Consider the following 19254-nt stretch of genomic DNA (forward strand, 5'->3'; position numbering starts at 1 on the left):
GGGGCCCGGGACGCATGCGTCCCGGGCCCCTCGTCGTGTACCGCGTCAGCGTCAGGCAGCCGCCGCGCCGCCGCCGTTCTTGTTGATCAGACGGGGCAGGATCCGGAAGCCCACGCCGCCGGCGATCATCGTGGCCGCACCGATGATCAGGAAGGTGGTGCCGGACGAACCGGTCTCCGCCAGCTGACCGCCCTTGGCCTGCTGCTTGGCCTGACCCGGGGTGTCGACGACCTGGTCCTTGCCCTTGCCGGGCTGGTCGATCGGCTTGGAGCCCTGGTTGTCGGTGCCGGTGCCGGTGCTGTCGCCACTGGTGCCGCTGGTGCCACCGGTGTTGCCACCGGTCGTGGTGCTGCCGGTCGAGTCACCACCGTTGTCGCCGCCGGTCGTGGTGCTGCCGGTGGTGCCACCGGTGTTGCCACCTGTCGTGCCACCGTTGTCACCGCCGGTGGTGCTGCCGGTCGTGCCACCGTTGTCGCCACCGGTCGTGCCACCGTTGTCACCGCCGGTCGTGCTGCCGGTCGTGCCACCGTTGTCGCCACCGGTCGTGCTGCCGGTCGTGCCACCGGTGTTGCCACCGGTCGTGCTGCCGGTGGTGCCGCCCGTCGTGCCACCGGTGTTGCCACCGGTGGTGCTGCCGGTCGTGCCGCCCGTCGTGCTGCCGGTGGTACCGCCGGTGTTGCCACCGGTCGAGTCACCGCCGTTGTCGCCGCCGGTGTTGCCACCGTTGGTGTCGCCGCCGGTCGAGTCACCGCCGGTGGAGTCGCCGCCACCGAAGATGCCGCCGAGGAGGCTGCCGATGAGGCCGTTGTCCTGATGCTTGGCGTGGCCGACATTGTCGGTACCGGCGGCGGATGCCGCGCCGGCGGCGGTGAGCGACGCACCGGCCGCGATCACAGCGCCGGCCGCAATGCGCGCTACGCGCAGCCGCGTCTTCTTCGTCATGTGCCTGCTACCCCCAGTAGCTCAACTCGTCAATGGAGCATCGCTGTACGGGGCAACGGCCGATGGGGGTACGCGAGTCCCGGCCCCGCACTGCCGGCGGGCCACTCATCTCCCCGTTCACACACGCGCCCCATGACATACGCATGCCGCGCCCAGCCTTCCCAGTTCTCCGAACATCGTCAAGGTCGATTAAAGGTCCGATGTCCGAATTGCCGTGGGATGGGCGATACATGGACGTACGACTGTGACCTAACCGCCACGACAAAAAGCAACTGCCCCCCTCAGGGAGGCAGTTGCCGTAGGCTTTTGCGGCTTATCCCGCCTGCTGCTCCTGCTGCTTGCGCCAGCGGATACCGGCCTCCAGGAAGCCGTCGATGTCGCCGTCCAGAACGGACTGCGGGTTGCCGACCTCGAACTCCGTCCGCAGGTCCTTGACCATCTGGTACGGGTGCAGCACGTAGGAACGCATCTGGTTGCCCCAGGAGTTGCCGCCGTCGCCCTTGAGGGCGTCCATCTTGGCCCGCTCCTCCTGGCGGCGCCGCTCCAGCAGCTTCGCCTGGAGGACGTTCATGGCGGTGGCCTTGTTCTGGATCTGCGAGCGCTCGTTCTGGCAGGAGACGACGATGCCGGTGGGGATGTGCGTCAGCCGGACCGCGGAGTCCGTGGTGTTGACGCCCTGGCCGCCGGGGCCCGAGGAGCGGTACACGTCCACCCGCAGGTCGGACTCGTCGATCTCGATGTGGTCGGTCTGCTCGACGACCGGCAGCACCTCGACGCCCGCGAAGGAGGTCTGGCGGCGGCCCTGGTTGTCGAACGGCGAGATCCGCACCAGGCGGTGCGTGCCCTGCTCCACGGAGAGCGTGCCGTAGGCGTAGGGCACCTGGACGGCGAAGGTGGTCGACTTGATGCCGGCCTCTTCGGCGTACGAGGTCTCATAGAGCTCGGTCTTGTGGCCGTGGCGCTCGGCCCAGCGCAGATACATCCGCTGGAGCTTCTCGGCGAAGTCCGCGGCGTCCACCCCGCCGGCCTCGGCGCGGATGCTGACCACGGCCTCGCGGGCGTCGTACTCGCCCGAGAGCAGCGTGCGGACCTCCAGCTCGTCGACCGCCTTGCGGACGGCGGTCAGCTCGCCCTCGGCCTCGGCGCGGGCGTCCTCGTCGCCCTCGGCCTCGGCGAGCTCGAAGAGCACCTCAAGGTCGTCGACGCGGCCGCGCAGCTCCTCTGCCCGGCGCAGCTGGCCCTGGAGGTAGGACAGCTGGCTGGTGATCTTCTGCGCGTTCTCCGGGTCGTCCCACAGGGACGGCGCCGCTGCCTGTTCCTCAAGCACGGCGACATCGGCCCTCATCTTGTCGAGGTCCAGGACGGCCTCGATCGACCCCATGGTCGAGGAGAGGGACTTCAGCTCTTCGGATACATCGACGACTGCCACGCACCCAGCCTAACGGCTGCCGCCGGCAACGTGGCCCGGCCCGGTGGCCCGGATCCCCCGCAACCGGTGCTCGGCCAGTCGCCGCACCGCGTACGCCGGGACGTCCCACCGGGGCCTCCCACCGTGTGTACGGGGCCCGGGACGGCCCGTCACGGCGCGGTGCCGCCCGGCTGGTGCACGCCCGGGGTGGCGTCGCCCGGCTCGTCGCCGGACGAGGCCAGCCAGCCGCCGAGGGCCGCCGCCACGACCACCAAGGCGGCGGCCATGCCGAGCTTGATCCGGCGGCGGCGCACCACCTCGGCCGACGAGCGGTGCCGGGCCGAGCCCGCCCGGCGCTCGCCGGCGGCCCGCGGGGCGCGGGCGGTGCCGTGCGCGCCGCCGGCCAGCTCGTCCGGGCCGGGGACCCGCATGCTGGTGTGCGTCTCCCGGTTGGAGTCCGGTGCCGACCCCTGGACCAATGGGACCGCGCCCCGCGGCGGACCGGCCTCGCCGGGCGCCGCGGCCGGGTAGCGGGACTCCTCGCGGGACCCCGCGGGGGCGCCGCCCTCCGCCTCGTCCTCGGGCTCGTCGCCCTCCGGCTCGTCGATGTCCAGCGGCGGCATACCGGCCAGGCCGGGCAGGATCTCGCGCAGCCGGGCCGCCAGCTCCGGGGCGCGCAGCCGGGACGCCGGCGCCTTGGCCAGGCACTGGATCAGCAGCTGCCACAGCTCGTCCGGGATCCCGGGCAGCGGGGCGACGCTCTCGGTGACATGGCGGCGCAGCACCGCACCGGGGTGCCCGCCCCCGAAGGGCGTGAAGCCGGCGAGCATCTCGTACAGGACCGTCGCCAGCGCGTAGACGTCCACCGAGGCGCGCGGCGGCAGTCCCTCGATGATCTCCGGGGCGAGGTAGTCGGGGGTGCCGATGACCTTGGTCGCGCGGGTCCTTCGGGGGGAGTCGACGAGCCGCGCGATACCGAAGTCGGTGAGCAGCGCGGGGTGCGCGCCACCCGGGCCGAGCGGGCCCTGCATGTCCAGCAGGACGTTCTCCGGCTTGACGTCGCGGTGCACGATGCGGGCCGCGTGCGCGGCGGCCAGGCCGTCGGCGACGTCGGCGGCGATGGCGACCGCCGCCTCCGGGGCCAGCCGGCGCTCGCGCTCCAGACGGGTGCGCAGGTCGGTGCCCCGTACGAGGTCCATGACCAGCGCCAGGTCGGCGCCGTCGACGACGAGGTCGCGGACGCCGACGACATGCGGGTGCTCCAGGCTCAGCAGCGCCGCCCGCTCCTGTACGAAGCGGCCGACGAGCTCCTGGTCGGAGGCGAGATCCTCACGCAACAGCTTGATGGCCACGGCCCCTTCGGGACCCTCGCCCAGCCATACCGTGCCGGCGCTGCCGCGCCCCAGGATCTGGTGGGCGGTGTACCGGCTGCCGATCTTCCGTGCCAAGACTGCTCCGACGTGTCGGGCCCCCGAGCGTCCCGCGGGGGCTGAAGTTGGCGTCAAAGCTACGCGGGCGCCGGGGGGTTCAGTGCCCTGATTGGCGGCAACCTTCACTTCTGTACAGGAATTCGCCTGCCGGAAGTCGACAAACCCATAATGTCGCGCCGGTCCGTCCGTACGGGACGTCAGCCGCCGAGACTCTGTACGAAGTGCTGCACGCTCTTGAAGACGTCCCCGACCTGCGCGAAGAAGCCCTTGGTCGTTCCGATCCACTGCTGGAGCGGGGTGAACTCCCACACCAGCCAGCCCGCCACGAACAGCAGCAGCAGCGTGAACAGGCAGCCCTTGAGGCAGCCCAGACCGGGGATCCTCATCGGGTTGGCGCTGCGCGGACGCGGCTCGCGCCGGGGCCGGGGCTCCCGGGCCGGCGGGCGCTGCGGCTCGTAGTGCTGCGGCGGCGGCTCCTGGCGGCGCTGCGGGGCCGGCGGCCGCTGCTGCTGTGCGTACGGGTCGCCGTACTGCTGCGGGGCGGGGCGGCGCTGCGGACGGCGGCGCAGCGGGTCGTCCTCGGGCGAGAGGTACTGCACCTGGGTCTGCTCGTTGCGGTCCCGGGCGGCGCGGAGCTGGGACTCCCACGGGTGCGGGCCCTCGGGCTCGGGCGGGCCGGCCACAGGCGCGCCCATGGGCATCGGGGGCACCGGCGGCATGGCGCGGGTCGGGGCGGGGCCGCCGGGCGCGCCCGTGGACGGCAGCACGCTGGTCGCCGCGGCCGGGTCGTAGGAGCCGGCGTTGGACGGGAGCACCTGGGTGGGGGCGGCGTCGCCGGCCCCCTGGCCACCGGCCGTACCGGGGACCGTGGCGGGCGCCGGGTCGGGCGCGAGCAGCGCGGCGACGCCCAGCGCGGCCTCGGCCTGGGCCGGAGTGGCGTGCACCCCGATGCCGGCCGCGACGGTGCGCAGCCCGCGGGCGAGGTTCTCGGCGCTGGGGCGCTCCTCCGGCTGCTTGCGCAGGCAGCGCTCGATGATCGTCCAGAGCGGCTCGGGCACCGAACCGGGGCGGCGCGGCTCCTCGCTGAGGTGCTTGTGCAGCACCTCCAGGGCGGTCGCGCCGGCGAACGGGGGCCGGCCGGTGACCAGTTCGTACAGCAGGATGCCGGCGCCGTAGATGTCCACGGCGGAGGTCTGCGGACGGCCCTCGGCGGACTCCGGCGCCACGTAGGCGGGGGTGCCGACGAACTCGTGCGTACGGGTCAGGCCCGGGGAGTCGGCGAGCCGCGCGATACCGAAGTCGGTCAGCATCGGGTGCATCTCGCTGCTGCCGTCGGAACCGGCGAGCAGCACGTTCGCGGGCTTGAGGTCGCGGTGGACGACGCCGTCGGCGTGGCTGGCGGCCAGCGCGTCGGCGATCTGCGCGGTCAGCAGCGAGGCCGCGACCGGGCTGAAGGGGCCGTTGTCGCGGAGGTAGCGGTGCAGGTCGGGGCCGTCGACCAGGTCCATGACCAGCGCCAGCAGGTCGCCCTCGACGACCAGGTCGCGGGTGCGGACGATGTTGGGGTGGGTGAGCCGCAGCAGGACGGAGCGCTCCCGCAGGAACCGCATCACCACGTCCGCGTCGGACGCCAGCTCCTCCTTGAGGACCTTGATCGCGACGGTCTCGCCGGGCTGCCCCGGCACGGCGGCCTCGGCACCCGCCGCCTCCCGCTGGCGGGCGCGCCAGACGGTGCCCGTGGCGCCGCGCCCCAGCGGCTCCTCGAGCAGGTACTTGCTGCCTACCGGCCGCACGTCATGCGCTCCCTGGTCGTGGTCGATCCTTGCCCGGCCCGCACTGGGTCAGCTGGCGGCCCGTCCGCCCCACTGTAGTGCCGTCGCACAGACATCCCGGTGCGGCGCTCACTGGTGAGGCTCGTGGGGAAGACGCGCGTTCCGGGCGGTTGGTTGCCCGGCCGGGAGCGGCGTGCGCCGGCCGGGTCAACAGCGCGCGGACCGCCCGCGGCCGTCCGCCTCCCTGATGACCGATGATCGAAAACGTCCGATTCACTGCGTGTAAGCAGGTACTTTTCCGCCGTCGGACGACCAATCAAGATCATCAATCGGCGGGCGGCGGGCGTGTTGTCAGTGGCAGGTGCGAGGATGCATCCCAGCACGCACGCGGTGGGGGCGCGCGATTCCCGTCGCGACGTGCACATGGGACTTGTACGTGCCGACGTGCTCGGGTGCCGTGGGGGAGCGAGCTGAGCCCCTGCCGGATCCCCCGGCAGAAGGGACCGTAGACGGCGATGCAGATCCGGCTGACCGTCCTCGGGCCGCGCAGCGGCCACACCACGCGGGCCTGCGACGTGCTCGTGACGGCCCCCGCCGGGACCGCCCTGGCGTCGGTGGCCGGCTCCCTCGCGGCCTCCGTGGCGGGCGCCGGCGCGGATGTCGGCGCCGCCGGCGGCAGCGCGCCCGTCGTGCTCTACGCCGGATCCGAGCGGCTCGACCCGCAGCGCGCCGCGATCGGCGAGCCGCCGCTGATCGACGGCGCGGTCCTCTCCCTCCAGGGCCCCGGCCCCGCCCCCGCCCACGGCCTGCCGCACGGCTCCGCCCGGCTCCGCGTGGTCTCCGGCCCGGACGCCGGCGGAGTGCACCTGCTGCACGGCGGCCAGATCCGCATCGGCCGCTCCGCCGACGCGGACGTCCCGCTGGACGACCCGGACGTCTCCCGGCTGCACTGCGCCGTCACCGTAGAGCCCGACGGGTCGGTGTACGTGGCCGACCTGCGCTCCACGAACGGCACCGCGGTCGACGGCGCCGAACTCGGCGAGCGGGCCGCCGCGCTGCACCCCGGCGCCCTGCTCCGCATCGGCGAATCGGCCCTGCGGCTCCAGGCCGCCCCCAGCACCCCCGATCCGGCACTCGGCGTCGCACCCGACGGCGAGGGCCACCTCCGGGTGGCCCCCGGGACGGCGGACGGCGCCCCCGCACCGCACACCGCAGCCGCCCTGGAACCCGGCGCGCACCCCGCCGGCACCGGCCACTCCTCCGTCGGCGCCGCCCCGTATCCGGCACCCGGCGACGCGTACGGCCCCCCGGCCGCCGCCGCTCCCGTACCGGCCCCCCGCGACGGCACCGCCCACGGCGGCACCGCCCGTCGGGACACCCCGCTGCGCGGCACCCCGGCCCCGTCCGCCGGCGGCCCGCGCGGCACGACCACCGGCGGATACGGCTCCGGTCCGCGCGGCTCCCTCTCCACCGCCCCGGGGCCGGCCGCCGCCCCGTACGGTTCGGCCGCCCCCGGCGGCACGCCCCCCGTACGGCACGACCGGGCGGCCCCGGACGCCCAGGAGATCCTCGACTCCCGCACCGCGCCCGACGGCCGCGGACCCGACGATTCCGGCCACGGCCACGGCCACCCCGTCGCCGACACCGCGCCGGCCGCCGACCAGACCCACGGCGGCCAGCAGTCCCTGGCACCCGCCGACCCGGTGACCCGTAAGGCGGGCCGCCGGGGCGGCATCGGGGCCTGGGCACGGCGGCTGGCCGGCGGGCGCCCCGCCGTGGAACCCTTGGGCGGCACCCTGGACGCGGAGGCCGGTCCGGCCGCCGGACCGACCGGCGCCCCCTCCCGTCCGGCCGCCGAGGGCCCTGCCGCACCGCCGGCCGGACCCGCCGCCCACGAACGCTGGCCGGACGCCGCCGCGATCCTGCTCACCGCGCTCGGCCCGGGCCCCCACCTCTGGGAGCGCGGACCGGACCACCCGGACGCCCTCGCCGTCCGCCTCGGCACGGAGGACGGGCCCGGCGGCCGGTCCGCGGTGCCGGTCACCGTGGAACTGCGCCGGGCCGGCGCCCTGGGACTGGCCGGTCCGCGGGCGCGGCTCGCCGGACTGGCCCGGTCCGCCGTCGCCCAGCTCGCCGCGCTGCACTCCCCCGGGACGCTGGAGATCGTGCTGATCAGCACGGACCGGTCGCGCGGCACCGAGGAGCGGGTCGCCGACTGGTCCTGGCTGGGCTGGCTGCCGCACGTCCGCCCGGCTCACGGCCAGGACTGCCGGCTGCTGCTCGCCTACGACAAGGAGCAGGCCACCGCCCGTACCACCGAACTGGTGCGGCGGCTGGACGACAGCCCGCTGGGACCCTCCTGGGCCAGCGCCGACCGCTCCGACGTGGCCTCCGCGGCGGCCCGCCATGAAGGGGCGTACACCCTCGTCATCGTGGACGGCGACCCCGGCTCGTCCGCGCTGCGCGAGACCACGGCGCGGCTGGCGGCGGGCGGCCCGGCCTGCGGCATCCACCTGCTCTGCCTCGCCGAGACCCCGGCCGCCTCGCCGGCCTTCCCGCTGGCCGCGACGTACGAGGCGGCGCGGGCGGCGTCACCGGCGTTCGGCGAGTGCGGGGCGGTGGCGGTGCTCAGCGGCGACGTCGCCACGGCGCTGCGCGTCGTCCAGCCGGGCTCCGGGCCGAACGGCACGGTCGCGACGGTGGACGCGGTCTCCGGTGCCTGGGCGGAGCGTTTCGCCAGGGCGCTGGCCCCGCTGCGGGAGACCGAGGCGGGCGGCGCCGGCGGGCCGTCCGTGCACCGCGCAGCCGTCCCACTGCCCGACACGGCGCGGCTGCTGGACGAGTTGGGGCTGGCCCGCGCCACGCCCGCGTCCCTGATGGCGCGTTGGGCGGCCGCCCTGGACACCGACCGGCCGGGCGCCGCCGCGGTGCTCGGCGCCGGACCGCACGGCCCGCTGGTCGCCGATCTCGCCGCCGACCACACCCATCTGCTCCTGGAGGGCGCGGCGGCCACCGGCAAGACCGAGCTGCTTCGGTCCCTGGCCGCCTCGCTCGCCGCCGCGGACCGCCCGGATCTGCTGTCGCTGGTCCTGGTGGACGGCGGCGGCAGCGAACGCGGCGAGGGCCTGCGGCTGTGCACGGACCTCCCGCACGTCACGACCTATCTGGCCGCCTCCGACCCAGTGCGCATGCGGGAGTTCGCCCAGGCACTGTCCTCCGAACTCAAACGGCGCGCGGAAATACTGGCCGGCACGCCCTTCGCCGACTGGCGCGCCAAGCACCTCCCGGCGCCCCGCATCATCGCCCCGCGCCGCTCCGCCGAGACCGCCGGCTCCACCACCCTCGGTGACGCTCCGCAGGAACAAATCACTCTCCGTAATCGTTGCCGTAACAATGAGGAACGCGGCACACCGGCGGACCCCTCAGAAACCGGCACACTCCGCCTACGGTCCCGCAACGGCGCCCCGGGCACCCCGCCCCCGGACACCGCGGGCTCCGCCGATCCCGCGGGCCCCACCGCGGATCCCGCGATGGCCGCCGCCCCCATGCCCCGCCTCTTCGTGCTCGTCGACGACTTCGACGCCCTGGTCTCCCCCGCCCTCGGCAGCACGGGCCGGCCGGCCGCCGGCTCCGTGGTGCGCGCCCTGGAGGCGGTGGCCCGGGACGGCGCGGACCTGGGCGTCCACCTGATAGCCGCCACCGGCCACCCGGACCGCACGGAGGGCACCGCAACCGCCGAACGGGCCGGGCTGCGCATCCAGTTGGGCGCCGCCGCCGACCCGTCCGAGCCGGTACCGCCGGGACGCGGGCGGCTGCACCGCGCGGAGGACGGCTCCTCGACGCCGTTCCAGGCGGGCCGGGTCACCGGACGCATACCTCGTACGTCCACGCTTCGGCCGACCGTGGTGCCCTTGGAGTGGCCGCGGATGGGCGACCCGCCGGCCCGGCGCCCGCTGCGCGAACTGGGCAACGGCCCGACGGACCTGGCCCTGCTGGCCAGCGCACTGCAGCGCGCCGCGCAGTCTTCAGGAGCACTGGCGACTCCGCCGCTGGTGTAGCTCCGCCGCTGATGTAGCCGCTGTTGCAGCTGCCGTAAGCGGGCGGGCTTTCGGGGCGGCGGGCGGGCTTTCGGGGCGCCGTTGGGGCCTGGGTTGTGGGGGGCGGCGGCTGTGGGGGTCGGCGGTGGGGCCTGGGTTGTCGGGGTCGGCTGTGGGGCCTGGGCGGTGGGGGTCGGTGGCGGACTGTCCCGACGCGTGCCCCGTCGTCCGTAACAGCCCCATCACAAATGGGTAGTTGGCCGGGAAGGCGGTATTGCGGAGCCGGTGGTGGGGGCGTAGGACTGTCGCACACCGTACGCGTACACGGCAGGGCACAGGTGCCCGGCAGGGCACAGCTATCCGACAGGGCACGGCGCGGCGCGGTCGTATGCGGGCATGCACGGCCGTGGGCAACGTAGGCGACTCGGCAGTTGACGAACGGCGGCAGAAGCAAGGCGCACAGTCGGCAGCAGCGGGCAGCGGAAGCAGACAGCAGCAGCGGACAGCAGAAACCGGCACGGACGGCAGCGCGGGTTGGTGCACGCAGGTACCAAGTGCCAGGTGTCAGGTACCAAGTGCCAGGTGCGAGGTGTCAGGTGTCAGGTGTGAAGCATCAGGGACATCAGGGATCGGGCGCCCGCGGCGCCGGGTGTCCGCGGCATGCGCCGCTTGGTACCGGGACCACCGCACCACCACGCACGGCTTCGTACCAGTAGCACGCACCACTTGCTTGCACGGCCGGCACCGCTTCGAACGGCGACCGCGCACCGCTTCGCACCACCGGCGGGCACTGCTCCGGACAGCTCCGGACGGCTCCGGACGGCGAGCGGCAAGCAGCGGGCAGTGGCGGGAGAGGCACGGCAGGCGCAGCGACGAGCACGGCAGGCGCGGCGACGAGGGGTTACGGGGATGCGCAGAGGAATGGACCGGACGGGCTTACGGGGTGCTGCCGCGTTGGCGGCGGTCACCACGCTGGCGCTGGGGCTGGCCGCCTGTGGTGGCGGTGGCAGCGGTGGCAGCGGTGGCGGAAGTGGGGGCGGGGCCAAGGGGGGTGGGACGGCGCCCACGGTGCAGCTGCCGAAGCTCGGCGGGCAGCGGTTGCAGGTCACGGCGGTGTGGACGGGGGCCGAGCGGGAGAACTTCACCAAGGTTCTGGCGGAGTTCGAGAAGCGGACCGGCGCCAAGGTCGACTTCGTGCCGAGCGGGGACGACATGGCCGGGTTCGTCGGGTCCAAGATCGCGGGTGGCGGGCCGCCGGATGTGGCCATGCTGCAGCAGGTCGGCGTGCTGAACGAGTTCGCGCAGAAGGGGTGGCTGAAGCCGCTGGGGGCGGAGGCCAAGGCGCAGTTGGCGAAGAACTTCAGCAAGGGGTGGCGGGATCTGGGTGCGCACCAGGGCACCGAGTACGGGGTGTATTTCAAGGCCAGCAACAAGTCGCTGGTCTGGTACAACACCAAGGTCTTCGGGAATGCCGGGGTGACGGAGCCCAGGACGTGGCCGCAGTTCCTGAAGACGGCGGAGACGATTGCCGAGTCGGGTGTGGAGCCGGTGTCGGTGGGCGGGTCGGACGGCTGGACGCTGACCGACTGGTTCGAGAACATCTATCTTTCGCAGGCGGGTCCGGAGAAGTACGACCAGCTGTCCAAGCACGACATCAAGTGGACCGACCCGTCCGTGAAGCAGGCGCTGACCACCCTCGGCCAGCTCTTCGGGCGCAAGGAGCTGCTGGCGGGCGGCAATACGGGTGCTCTGCAGACGGACTTCCCGATGTCGGTGACCCAGACGTTCAGCGGAGGTGACACCCCCAAGGCCGCGATGGTCTCGTCGGCCGACTACGCCGCGGCGAACATCGCGCAGACGAAGGCGAAGGTCGGCACGGATGCCAAGGTGTTCCCGTTCCCGGCGGTGGGCGCGAAGTCGCCGGTGGTGACCGGCGGGGACGCGGCGGTGGCCCTCAAGGACAGCAAGGCGGCGCAGGCGCTGCTGACGTTCCTGGCGTCGACGGACGCGGCCAGGATCTGGGCGCAGGCGGGCGGGTTCGTCTCGCCCAACAAGGAGCTGGACCAGGCCGCGTACGCCGATGACGTGATGCGCAAGATCGCCAAGGCGCTGATCGCGGCGGGGGACGGTTTCCGCTTCGACATGTCCGACCAGGCGCCCGCGTCGTTCGGCGGCAAGCCCGGGCAGGGCGAGTGGAAGGACCTGCAGGACTTCCTGAAGAACCCGAAGGATGTCGCGGGTACGCAGGCGCAGTTGGAGACGGACGCGGCGAAGGCGTTCGGACACTGAGGGGGCATGAGGGGGCATGAGGGGGCATGAGGGGGCATGAGATGGCGCGGGTGTCCGTGTTCAGGTCCCTGTTCGGGTCCCTGCTCGGGTTCGCGTTCGGGTTCGCGTTCACGTCCGTCTTCACGTCCGTGTGCGTGCCCGTGTGCGTGCCGGTCACGATGAGCACCGGGAGGCCGTCACGATGAGCGACGCGGACGTACCGGCCGGGGTGGAGGCCACGGGCGTACCGGCGGGGGCGGCGGGCGGTGGGGGTGCCCGGCGGCGTGGTGTCAGTGGGACGCGGGTCTGGGTGGCGGCGGTGTTCCTGCTGCCGGCGCTGGTGCTGCTGGGCGCGCTGGTGGTCTATCCCATCGGGTTCTCGGTCTACCGGAGTCTGTTCGACGCGTCCGGCAACGGCTTTGTGGGGCTGGGCAATTACGGGCAGATGTTCTCGGACGACGGGATCCGGACCGCGTTGCGGAACAACGTGGTGTGGGTGGTGGTCGCGCCGGCGGTGTCGACGGCGCTCGGGTTGATCTTCGCGGTGCTGACGGAGCGGGTGCGCTGGGGCACCGCGTTCAAGCTGGTGGTGTTCATGCCGATGGCGATCTCGATGCTGGCGGCGGGGATCATCTTCCGGCTGGTGTACGACCAGGATCCGCAGCGCGGGGTGGCGAACGCGGTGTGGGTGGCGGTGCACGACACGTTCGCCGCGCCGGCGCCGTTCCCGGGGGCCAAGCCGCGGCCGAACGCGGATCTGCGGCCGTCCGGCGGCGGTTCGTTCACCACGGCGTCGGTGGTGCGGGCCGGGTCGCCGGTGCAGCTGCCGCTGGTGGCGGTGCAGCCGGGGGACGTACGGGGCGCGCGGCAGGCGGTGGCGGCCGGGGCGCGGCCGGGCATGGTGACCGGGACGGCGTGGCTGGATTTCACCCGGGGCGGCGGTGGGCGGCCGAATGTCATCGACCCGGGTGAGAAGGCGCTGGCCGGGCTGACGGTGCAGGCGGTCCGGGGCGGGGCGGTGGTCGCCTCGGCGACGACGGCGGCGGACGGGACGTTCGCGCTGCCGGCTAAGAAGGCGGTGGGGGCGCGGATCCGGTTGCCGGGGGCGGATTTCGCGGCGGCGTACAACGGTGTGGACTGGCTGGGTCCGGCGCTGGTCACCCCGGCCATCATCGGCAGTTATGTGTGGATGTGGGCCGGTTTCGCGATGGTGTTGATCGCGGCGGGGCTGGCGGGTGTGCCGCGGGAACTGCTGGAGGCGGCGCGGGTGGACGGGGCCGGCGAGTGGCAGGTGTTCCGGCGGATCACGGTGCCGCTGCTGGCGCCGGTGCTGGTGGTGGTGCTGGTCACGCTGATGATCAATGTGCTGAAGATCTTCGACCTGGTGTACATCATCGCGCCGGGTTCCAGTCTCCGGTCCGCCAACGTGCTGGCGTTGCAGCTCTTCCAGTCCTCGTTCGGTACGGATGTCAACGAGGGGCTGGGTAGTGCGATCGCCGTATTCCTGCTGCTGCTCGTGTTGCCGGTGATGTACGTCAATCTCCGGCGTCTACGGAAGGAGCGTCGCCGATGACGACCGTGGACGGGGCCGTGGGGGCGGGTGCGGGCGATGGCGCCGCCGGGCGCCGGGCCGCCGGGCGCGGGGTGCCGCGGGGCGGCCGGGGGCCGCTGGGCGCGCGGCTCGCGGCGCGGACCGGCGGCGGTGCGGTGCGGGTCTTCCTGGTGCTGGTGGCGCTGTTCTGGCTGATGCCGTCGATCGGACTGCTGCTGTCGTCGCTGCGCCGGCCGGCACAGATCGCCGAGTCCGGTTGGTGGCAGGTGTTCACCAGGCCGGCGCAGATCACGTTCGACAACTACGGCCAGCTGCTGTCCAACGGGAAGGTGATGGGGTCGCTGCTGACGACCGCGGAGATCACGGTGCCGGCGACGGTGCTGGTGGTGGTCATCGGGTCGTTGGCGGGCTATGCCTTCGCCTGGCTGGACTTTCCGGGACGGGACGGCTGGTTCATGGTGGTCGTGGGGCTGTTGGTGGTGCCGGTGCAGGTGGCGCTGGTTCCGGTGGCGAAGCTGTTCGGTGCGGTCGGGCTGTTCGAGACGACGGCCGGGGTGGTCCTCTTCCATACGGCGTTCGGGCTGCCGTTCGCGGTGTTCCTGCTGCGGAACTTCTTCGCGGAGATCCCACGGGAGCTGCTGGAGGCGGCGCGGCTGGACGGGGCGGGCGAACTGCGGCTGTTCACGCGGGTGGTGATGCCGTTGGGGGGTCCGGCGATCGCGTCGCTGGGGATCTTCCAGTTCCTGTGGGTGTGGAACGACATGCTGATCGCGCTGATCTTCGCGGACAGCGGGCATCCGCCGATCACGGTGGCGCTCCAGCAGGAGGTGCGGCAGTTCGGCAACAACATCGATGTGCTGGCGCCGGGCGCGTTCCTGTCGATGGTGGTGCCGCTGATCGTCTTCTTCGCGTTCCAGCGGCAGTTCGTGTCCGGGGTGGTGGCGGGCGCGGTGAAGTGAGGGCGGGGCGCGGCGGCTCCGTACGGCGGGTACGGGAGGCACGCGGATCGGTGGGGGATCGGTGGGGGCCGATCCGCAGGCGTGGCCGGAGCGGTGGTCGCAGCTCACCTTCCGTTCATGTTGCTCCCCCACGATGGCGCCCGCTCCGTGAAACGCATGGTGCGACCGGGGTGCGTCGTGACGGGTGCCCGGCCGCGGCGCCGGCGCACCGTCCTGATGTCCCTGCTGCCCCGCGTGTCGTACATCGCCATCGATTCCCGACCGTCTGGAGACGGACCGCACATGACTGCCCTCACCGCAGACCAGAGTGCCGAACACCTGCCGCGTCCCGCGCGGCTGTCCGATGTCAAGGGCTGGTTCTTCACCGCCGACCAGCTGCTCTTCGACTGGTTCCTGAGCCATCAGCGGGACCGGTCCGAGGCGGGTGACCTGCTCGAACTGGGCGCGTACATGGGCAAGAGCGCGATCTTCCTCGGTGCGCGGCTGGGTGCCGGCGAGCGGTTCACGGTCTGCGACCTGTTCGACTCCCCGGCCGAGGACGCCTCGAACTCGAAGGAGATGGCGAAGTCGTACGCGACGCTGACCCGGCGCGCGTTCGAGGCCAACTACCGTGCGTTCCATGACGAGTTGCCGGTGATCGTGCAGGGGCTGAGCTCGGTGATCCGGGAGCATGTGGCGGACGGCAGTGTGCGGTTCGCGCACATCGACGCGTCGCATCTGTACGAGCATGTGGCGGGCGACATCCTGGCGGTGCGGGAGCTGCTCACCGAGGGCGGTGTGGTGGTGATGGACGACTTCCGTGCGGAGCACTGCCCGGGGGTCGCCGCCGCGACGTGGCAGGCGGTGACGGCGCACGGGCTGCGTCCGATCTGCATCACGGGGACGAAGTTCTACGGCACCTTCGGGGATCCGGGGCCGTACCAGGACGCGCTGCTGGAGTGGCTGACCGCCCGCGGCGACGTGTGGCACGAGGTCCAGGAGGTCAACGGCGGGCCGCTGATCCGGCTGAGCGCGAAGGGGGCGAAGGAGCCGTCGCATCCGGTGTCGCGGTATGCGGCGTCGGCCGCGGCGCGGGTACCGGAGCGGGCGGCGGCGCCGGCGCGGTCCCCGAAGGCGTCCGCGGCGGGGCCGGTGCGCCGGGAGAGCGGTGCGCTGCGGCGGGTGGCGCGGGATCTGCTGCCGCCGGTGGTGACCCGGGCGATCGTGCGGGCGCGGAAGCGGTCAGGCGGAGCACGGGGCTGAGCGGGGCTGAGCGAGGCTGGGCGGCGGCGGGCGTACGGGCCGGAGGCGGCGTTTCCGGGCCCGGCCCGTATGTCCGGCCGAGGCCCGTACTTCCCGGGCGGTGCGGCGGGTTCAGCCCCGCGGCACCTGTCCGACGAGGACGAAGACGTTGGACCGCAGGACCCGCCCGGCGGTCCGCGGCAGCGGGGAGGAGTAGGTGCGCCGGACGGCCAGTCCGGCGGATTCCGCGAAGGCCCGCAGCAGGGTGAAGTCGGTGAAGCGGACGGGCGCCGGGCCGGTGCGGTGGCCGGCCTCCTGCGCGGTGATCAGCACCACCCCGCCGCCGGGCCGTACGTAGGGCACGTAGGCCCGCAGCAGGCCCTCCACCTGCTCGTCGTCCAGGTGCTCCAGGACGTGCGCGGAGAGCAGCGCGTCGAAGGCGCCGGGGCGGGCGTGCGGGCCGGCCAGGAAGGTGTCGGCGGTGTAGGCGGTGAGGCCGCGGGCCCGGCAGCGGGCCACCGACAGCGGGTCGTGGTCGATGCCGACGCTGCCGGGTGCGCAGCCGGCCAGGGTGTCGCCGCTGCCGCAGCCGACCTCCAGTACGCGTCCGGGGCCGAACCGGCGCAGCTGCCGGCGGTAGGGGGGCCGGGCGGGCAGCAGCCGGGCCAGGCCGCCGCGTTCCCGGAGGGCGGGCAGCCGGGCGGTGGAGGCGGCCGGTGCGGTGCCCGCGGGGCGGTGGGGGCGGGGGGTGCGCGCGGTGCCGGGGCCCGGGGCCGCGGCGTCGGGGCTGTCGGTGGCGGCGGAGCTGTCGGTTCGGCCGGGCATCGGGTGCGGTCACCTTCCTGAGGGCGGCGGGCTGCTTGCCGGTGCACGGGCACCGGTCACGCTGTCCCTCGGTCTACGCCATGGCGGGGGGCCGGGCCGGGCCGCCGCACCTTCGCCTCACCCTTTCAGCGCAGACCGGGTGACTGTGCCGCCGATGGACGAGTTGAGGGACGAGTTGGCCGCACCGTCCCGTGGTTCGCCTGTCCGGAAAGGCTTGTCAGCCCATGAAGCCTCGGCTCACCGTCGTCGTCCCGGTCCCTCGCGGCGAAGGGGCCGCGCGCAGTGTGGAGGAGTGTCTGGAGTCGGTGGCGGCCCAGACGCTGGACGGGCTGGACGTGGTGCTGGTGGACGACGGTCCCGCGGAGGGGCCGCCGGGGGCTCCGTGGCGGCGGTTCACCGAGCGGGACCCGCGGTTCCGGGTGGTGCACCACGAGGGCGGCGGGCGCGGCGGGGCGCGCAACGCCGGTGCCCGGCACGCCTTTCCGCACACCGGCTATCTGGCGTTCCTCGACCCGGACGACGTGCTGCTGCCGCGCGCGTACGAGGAGTTGTGCGGGCTGCTGGACACGTCGGGGGCGGATCTGGCGACCGGGAACGTCTACCGGCTGGGGGCTGCGGGTCGCGGTCAGTCGGCGGACCATCCGGCGCGGCGCGAGACGGTGCTGCGCACCCACGTCACCAGGGACCCGTCGCTGCTGGGCGACGGGTTCGTCCGTAACAAGGTGTTCCGGCGGGTGTTCTGGGACCGGCACGAACTGGCCTTTCCGGAGGGGGAGTCGGGCGGGGACGCGGCGGTGTCGCTGCCCGCGCACTTCCTCGCGGAGGCGGTGGACGTGCTGCACGAGCACGTCTGCTACTGGCGGTTGCCGGAGGGTGCGGAGCGGCACCGGCGGCCGACGGCGCAGGGGGTGCGGGACCGGTTCGCGGCGGTGTCCCGGATCCGCGGCTTCCTGGGTGATCCGGCCTTTCCGGAGCGGGGGTGCCACCGGTTCGCGTACGACCGGGCGCAGTTGACGGGCGGGCTGCTGGATCTGGTGGAGGCGCTGCCGGGTGCGGCGCCGGACTGCCGTACCGCGTTCCTGGACTGCGCCCGCGACTTCCTGTCGCGGGTGGATCCGCAGGTGCTGCGTTCGCTGCCGGTGGAGCTGCGGATGCGCTGGTATCTGATCCGGGCGGGGCGGCTGGCGGACCTGGTGGTGCTGCTGGCGCACGAGGCGCGCAATCCGGCCGGGTTCACGGTGGCGGGGCCGCCGCTGCGCAAGCGGGCGGTGCTGCCGCCGGAGGTGCCGCTGGAGCTGCCGGTGGGGGTGACGCGGCTGGCCCGGGACGACTTCCCGGTGCGGGCCGAGGTCCGGGAGGCGGTGTGGCGGGAGGGGGTGCTGGTGCTGCGCGGCTGGGCGTATCTGCGCAATCTGCCCGCGGCGACCCGGCACAGCTATCTGCGGACGGCGGTGCTGACGTGCGGGCGGCGCCGGGTGCTGCTGCCGGTGCGGCCGGTGCTGATGCCGGAGGCGACCGCGGGGTCGGGGCAGGAGCTGCACTGCTACGACTGGGCGGGTTTCGAGCTGCGGGTGGATCCGGAGCGGCTGCGGCGGGGCGGGGTGTGGGAGGAGGGCGAGTGGCGGGTGGGGGTGCTGCTGGTGTCGTCGGGGGTGGTGCGGGCGGCGGCGCTGGGTGCGGCGGAGAGCGGGTCGGGGGCCGCGCCGGGTGCGTACGAGGCCGGTGACGGGGTGCGGATCACGCCGGGGTATGCGGACGGGCGGCTGCGGCTGGCGGTGGACCGGCGGGTGCGGCGGCTGGCGGGGCCGCCGGTGGCGGCGGCCGGGGCGGTGGAGGTGACGGTGTCCGCGCCCGGTCCGGCGCCGGCGGCGCTGCGGCTGACGCATCAGGGGACGGGCACGGTGGTGACGTTTCCGGTGGAGGGCGCCGAACCCGGGGCGCCGGATGCGGCGGCGGCCGGTGGGGGCGGCCGGGTCACCGTCCGGGTGCGGTGCGACGCGCTGGACGCGGCCCGGCCCGCGCGGGACGGCGAGCCCGGGGTGCTGCCGCCGCCGCACACCGAGACCTGGGCGGCCGAGCTGGTGCTGGCCGACGGCACCGCCGACCCGATCGGCTGCCCGCCCGGCACCGAGCCGTTCACCCAACCGCTACCGCACGGGCGGGAGTTGGTGGTGGCGGCCACCGCGGGCGGCGACCTGGTGCTGCACGACCGGGTCCCGCAGCCGTATGTGGACCGGGTGGTGTGGCGGGCGGACGGCACGCTGCTGGTCGCCGGGGTGCTGCCGGACGCCGCGCCGCAGGCGCCCGAGCTGGTCCTCCGGCACACCGCGCACGCCGTCGAGGCGGCCCTCCCCGCGGTCCACGACGAGGGCCGGTTCCACTGCGAGCTGCCGCTGGCCACGCTGCCCTCGTACGCCGGGGAGCTGCCGCTGCGCGAGGGCCGCTGGACGCTGCATCTGCGGGAGCGGGGCGCGCCGGGCGCGTCGCCGGACGTGCCGGTGCGGTTCGCGCCGTCGGTGCTGGACGGGCTGCCGGCGTCCCGTACGGTGCGCGGCAAACCGTTCGTCCTGGACCGGGTGCGGGGCGACGAGGCGTTCGTGGCGGCGGGGCCGGCGCTGCCGGCCACCGACCGGGGCCCGTACCGGCGCCGGGTGCTGCGCGAGCAGCACTATCCGCTGCACCGCTCGCGTCCGCTGCGCGACACCGTCCTCTACAGCAGCTTCGGCGGCCGGGCCTACGGGGATTCACCGCGGGCGGTCCATGAGGAGCTGGTGCGGCGGGGGATGGACGTGGAGCATCTGTGGGCGGTGCGGGACGCGCAGTCGGCGGTGCCGCCGACT

General features: G+C 74.1%; 11 protein-coding genes. 6 read left to right on the forward strand and 5 right to left on the reverse strand.

The window, feature by feature from the left end; translation table 11 throughout:
• Nucleotides 1-51: 51 nt before the first annotated feature.
• The 4 genes from ACO1BR_RS29830 to ACO1BR_RS29845 all read right to left on the reverse strand — a co-directional run bounded on the left by ACO1BR_RS29830 (nucleotide 52) and on the right by ACO1BR_RS29845 (nucleotide 5573).
• On the reverse strand, nucleotides 52-942 hold the full coding sequence (locus ACO1BR_RS29830) for a hypothetical protein (protein ID WP_426798202.1): 891 nt from the start codon (nucleotides 940-942) through the stop codon (nucleotides 52-54).
• A 313-nt stretch (nucleotides 943-1255) separates the two neighbouring features.
• The gene (prfB, locus tag ACO1BR_RS29835; protein ID WP_426798203.1) at nucleotides 1256-2371 is read right to left on the reverse strand and encodes a peptide chain release factor 2; all 1116 of its coding nucleotides are present in this window, start codon (nucleotides 2369-2371) and stop codon (nucleotides 1256-1258) included.
• Nucleotides 2372-2520: 149 nt separating this feature from the next.
• Nucleotides 2521-3798: a protein kinase domain-containing protein gene (locus tag ACO1BR_RS29840; protein WP_426798204.1), complete on the reverse strand. Its 1278-nt coding sequence runs from the start codon at nucleotides 3796-3798 to the stop codon at nucleotides 2521-2523.
• Between the two features lie 179 nt (nucleotides 3799-3977).
• Nucleotides 3978-5573, reverse strand: coding sequence for a serine/threonine-protein kinase (locus ACO1BR_RS29845; protein ID WP_426798205.1), 1596 nt, complete (start codon nucleotides 5571-5573; stop codon nucleotides 3978-3980).
• A gap of 494 nt (nucleotides 5574-6067) precedes the next feature.
• On the opposite strand from ACO1BR_RS29845, the gene ACO1BR_RS29850 reads away from it, so the two are divergent.
• From ACO1BR_RS29850 to ACO1BR_RS29870, 5 genes are all read left to right on the forward strand, one after another.
• Nucleotides 6068-9610: an FHA domain-containing protein gene (locus ACO1BR_RS29850; RefSeq protein ID WP_426798206.1), complete on the forward strand. Its 3543-nt coding sequence runs from the start codon at nucleotides 6068-6070 to the stop codon at nucleotides 9608-9610.
• A gap of 900 nt (nucleotides 9611-10510) precedes the next feature.
• A complete protein-coding gene (locus tag ACO1BR_RS29855) occupies nucleotides 10511-11878 on the forward strand; it encodes an ABC transporter substrate-binding protein (RefSeq protein ID WP_426798240.1) in 1368 nt (455 codons plus the stop codon).
• A gap of 181 nt (nucleotides 11879-12059) precedes the next feature.
• A complete protein-coding gene (locus tag ACO1BR_RS29860; protein WP_426798207.1) occupies nucleotides 12060-13430 on the forward strand; it encodes a carbohydrate ABC transporter permease in 1371 nt (456 codons plus the stop codon).
• Nucleotides 13427-14368, forward strand: coding sequence for a carbohydrate ABC transporter permease (locus ACO1BR_RS29865; protein ID WP_426798208.1), 942 nt, complete (start codon nucleotides 13427-13429; stop codon nucleotides 14366-14368). The genes ACO1BR_RS29860 and ACO1BR_RS29865 overlap by 4 nt, the downstream gene beginning before the upstream one ends.
• Before the next feature lie 282 nt (nucleotides 14369-14650).
• On the forward strand, nucleotides 14651-15610 hold the full coding sequence (locus ACO1BR_RS29870) for a class I SAM-dependent methyltransferase (protein WP_426798209.1): 960 nt from the start codon (nucleotides 14651-14653) through the stop codon (nucleotides 15608-15610).
• A gap of 111 nt (nucleotides 15611-15721) precedes the next feature.
• On the opposite strand, the gene ACO1BR_RS29875 is transcribed toward ACO1BR_RS29870, so the two are convergent.
• Entirely contained in the window at nucleotides 15722-16414 is a 693-nt protein-coding gene (locus ACO1BR_RS29875; RefSeq protein ID WP_426798210.1) for a class I SAM-dependent methyltransferase, read from the reverse strand.
• A gap of 224 nt (nucleotides 16415-16638) precedes the next feature.
• On the opposite strand from ACO1BR_RS29875, the gene ACO1BR_RS29880 reads away from it, so the two are divergent.
• On the forward strand, nucleotides 16639-19254 hold a 2616-nt coding region (locus ACO1BR_RS29880), incomplete at its 3' end, for a bifunctional glycosyltransferase/CDP-glycerol:glycerophosphate glycerophosphotransferase (RefSeq protein WP_426798211.1).

The sequence above is a fragment of the Streptomyces sp. YGL11-2 genome (assembly GCF_050054615.1).
Classification (GTDB): domain Bacteria; phylum Actinomycetota; class Actinomycetes; order Streptomycetales; family Streptomycetaceae; genus Streptomyces.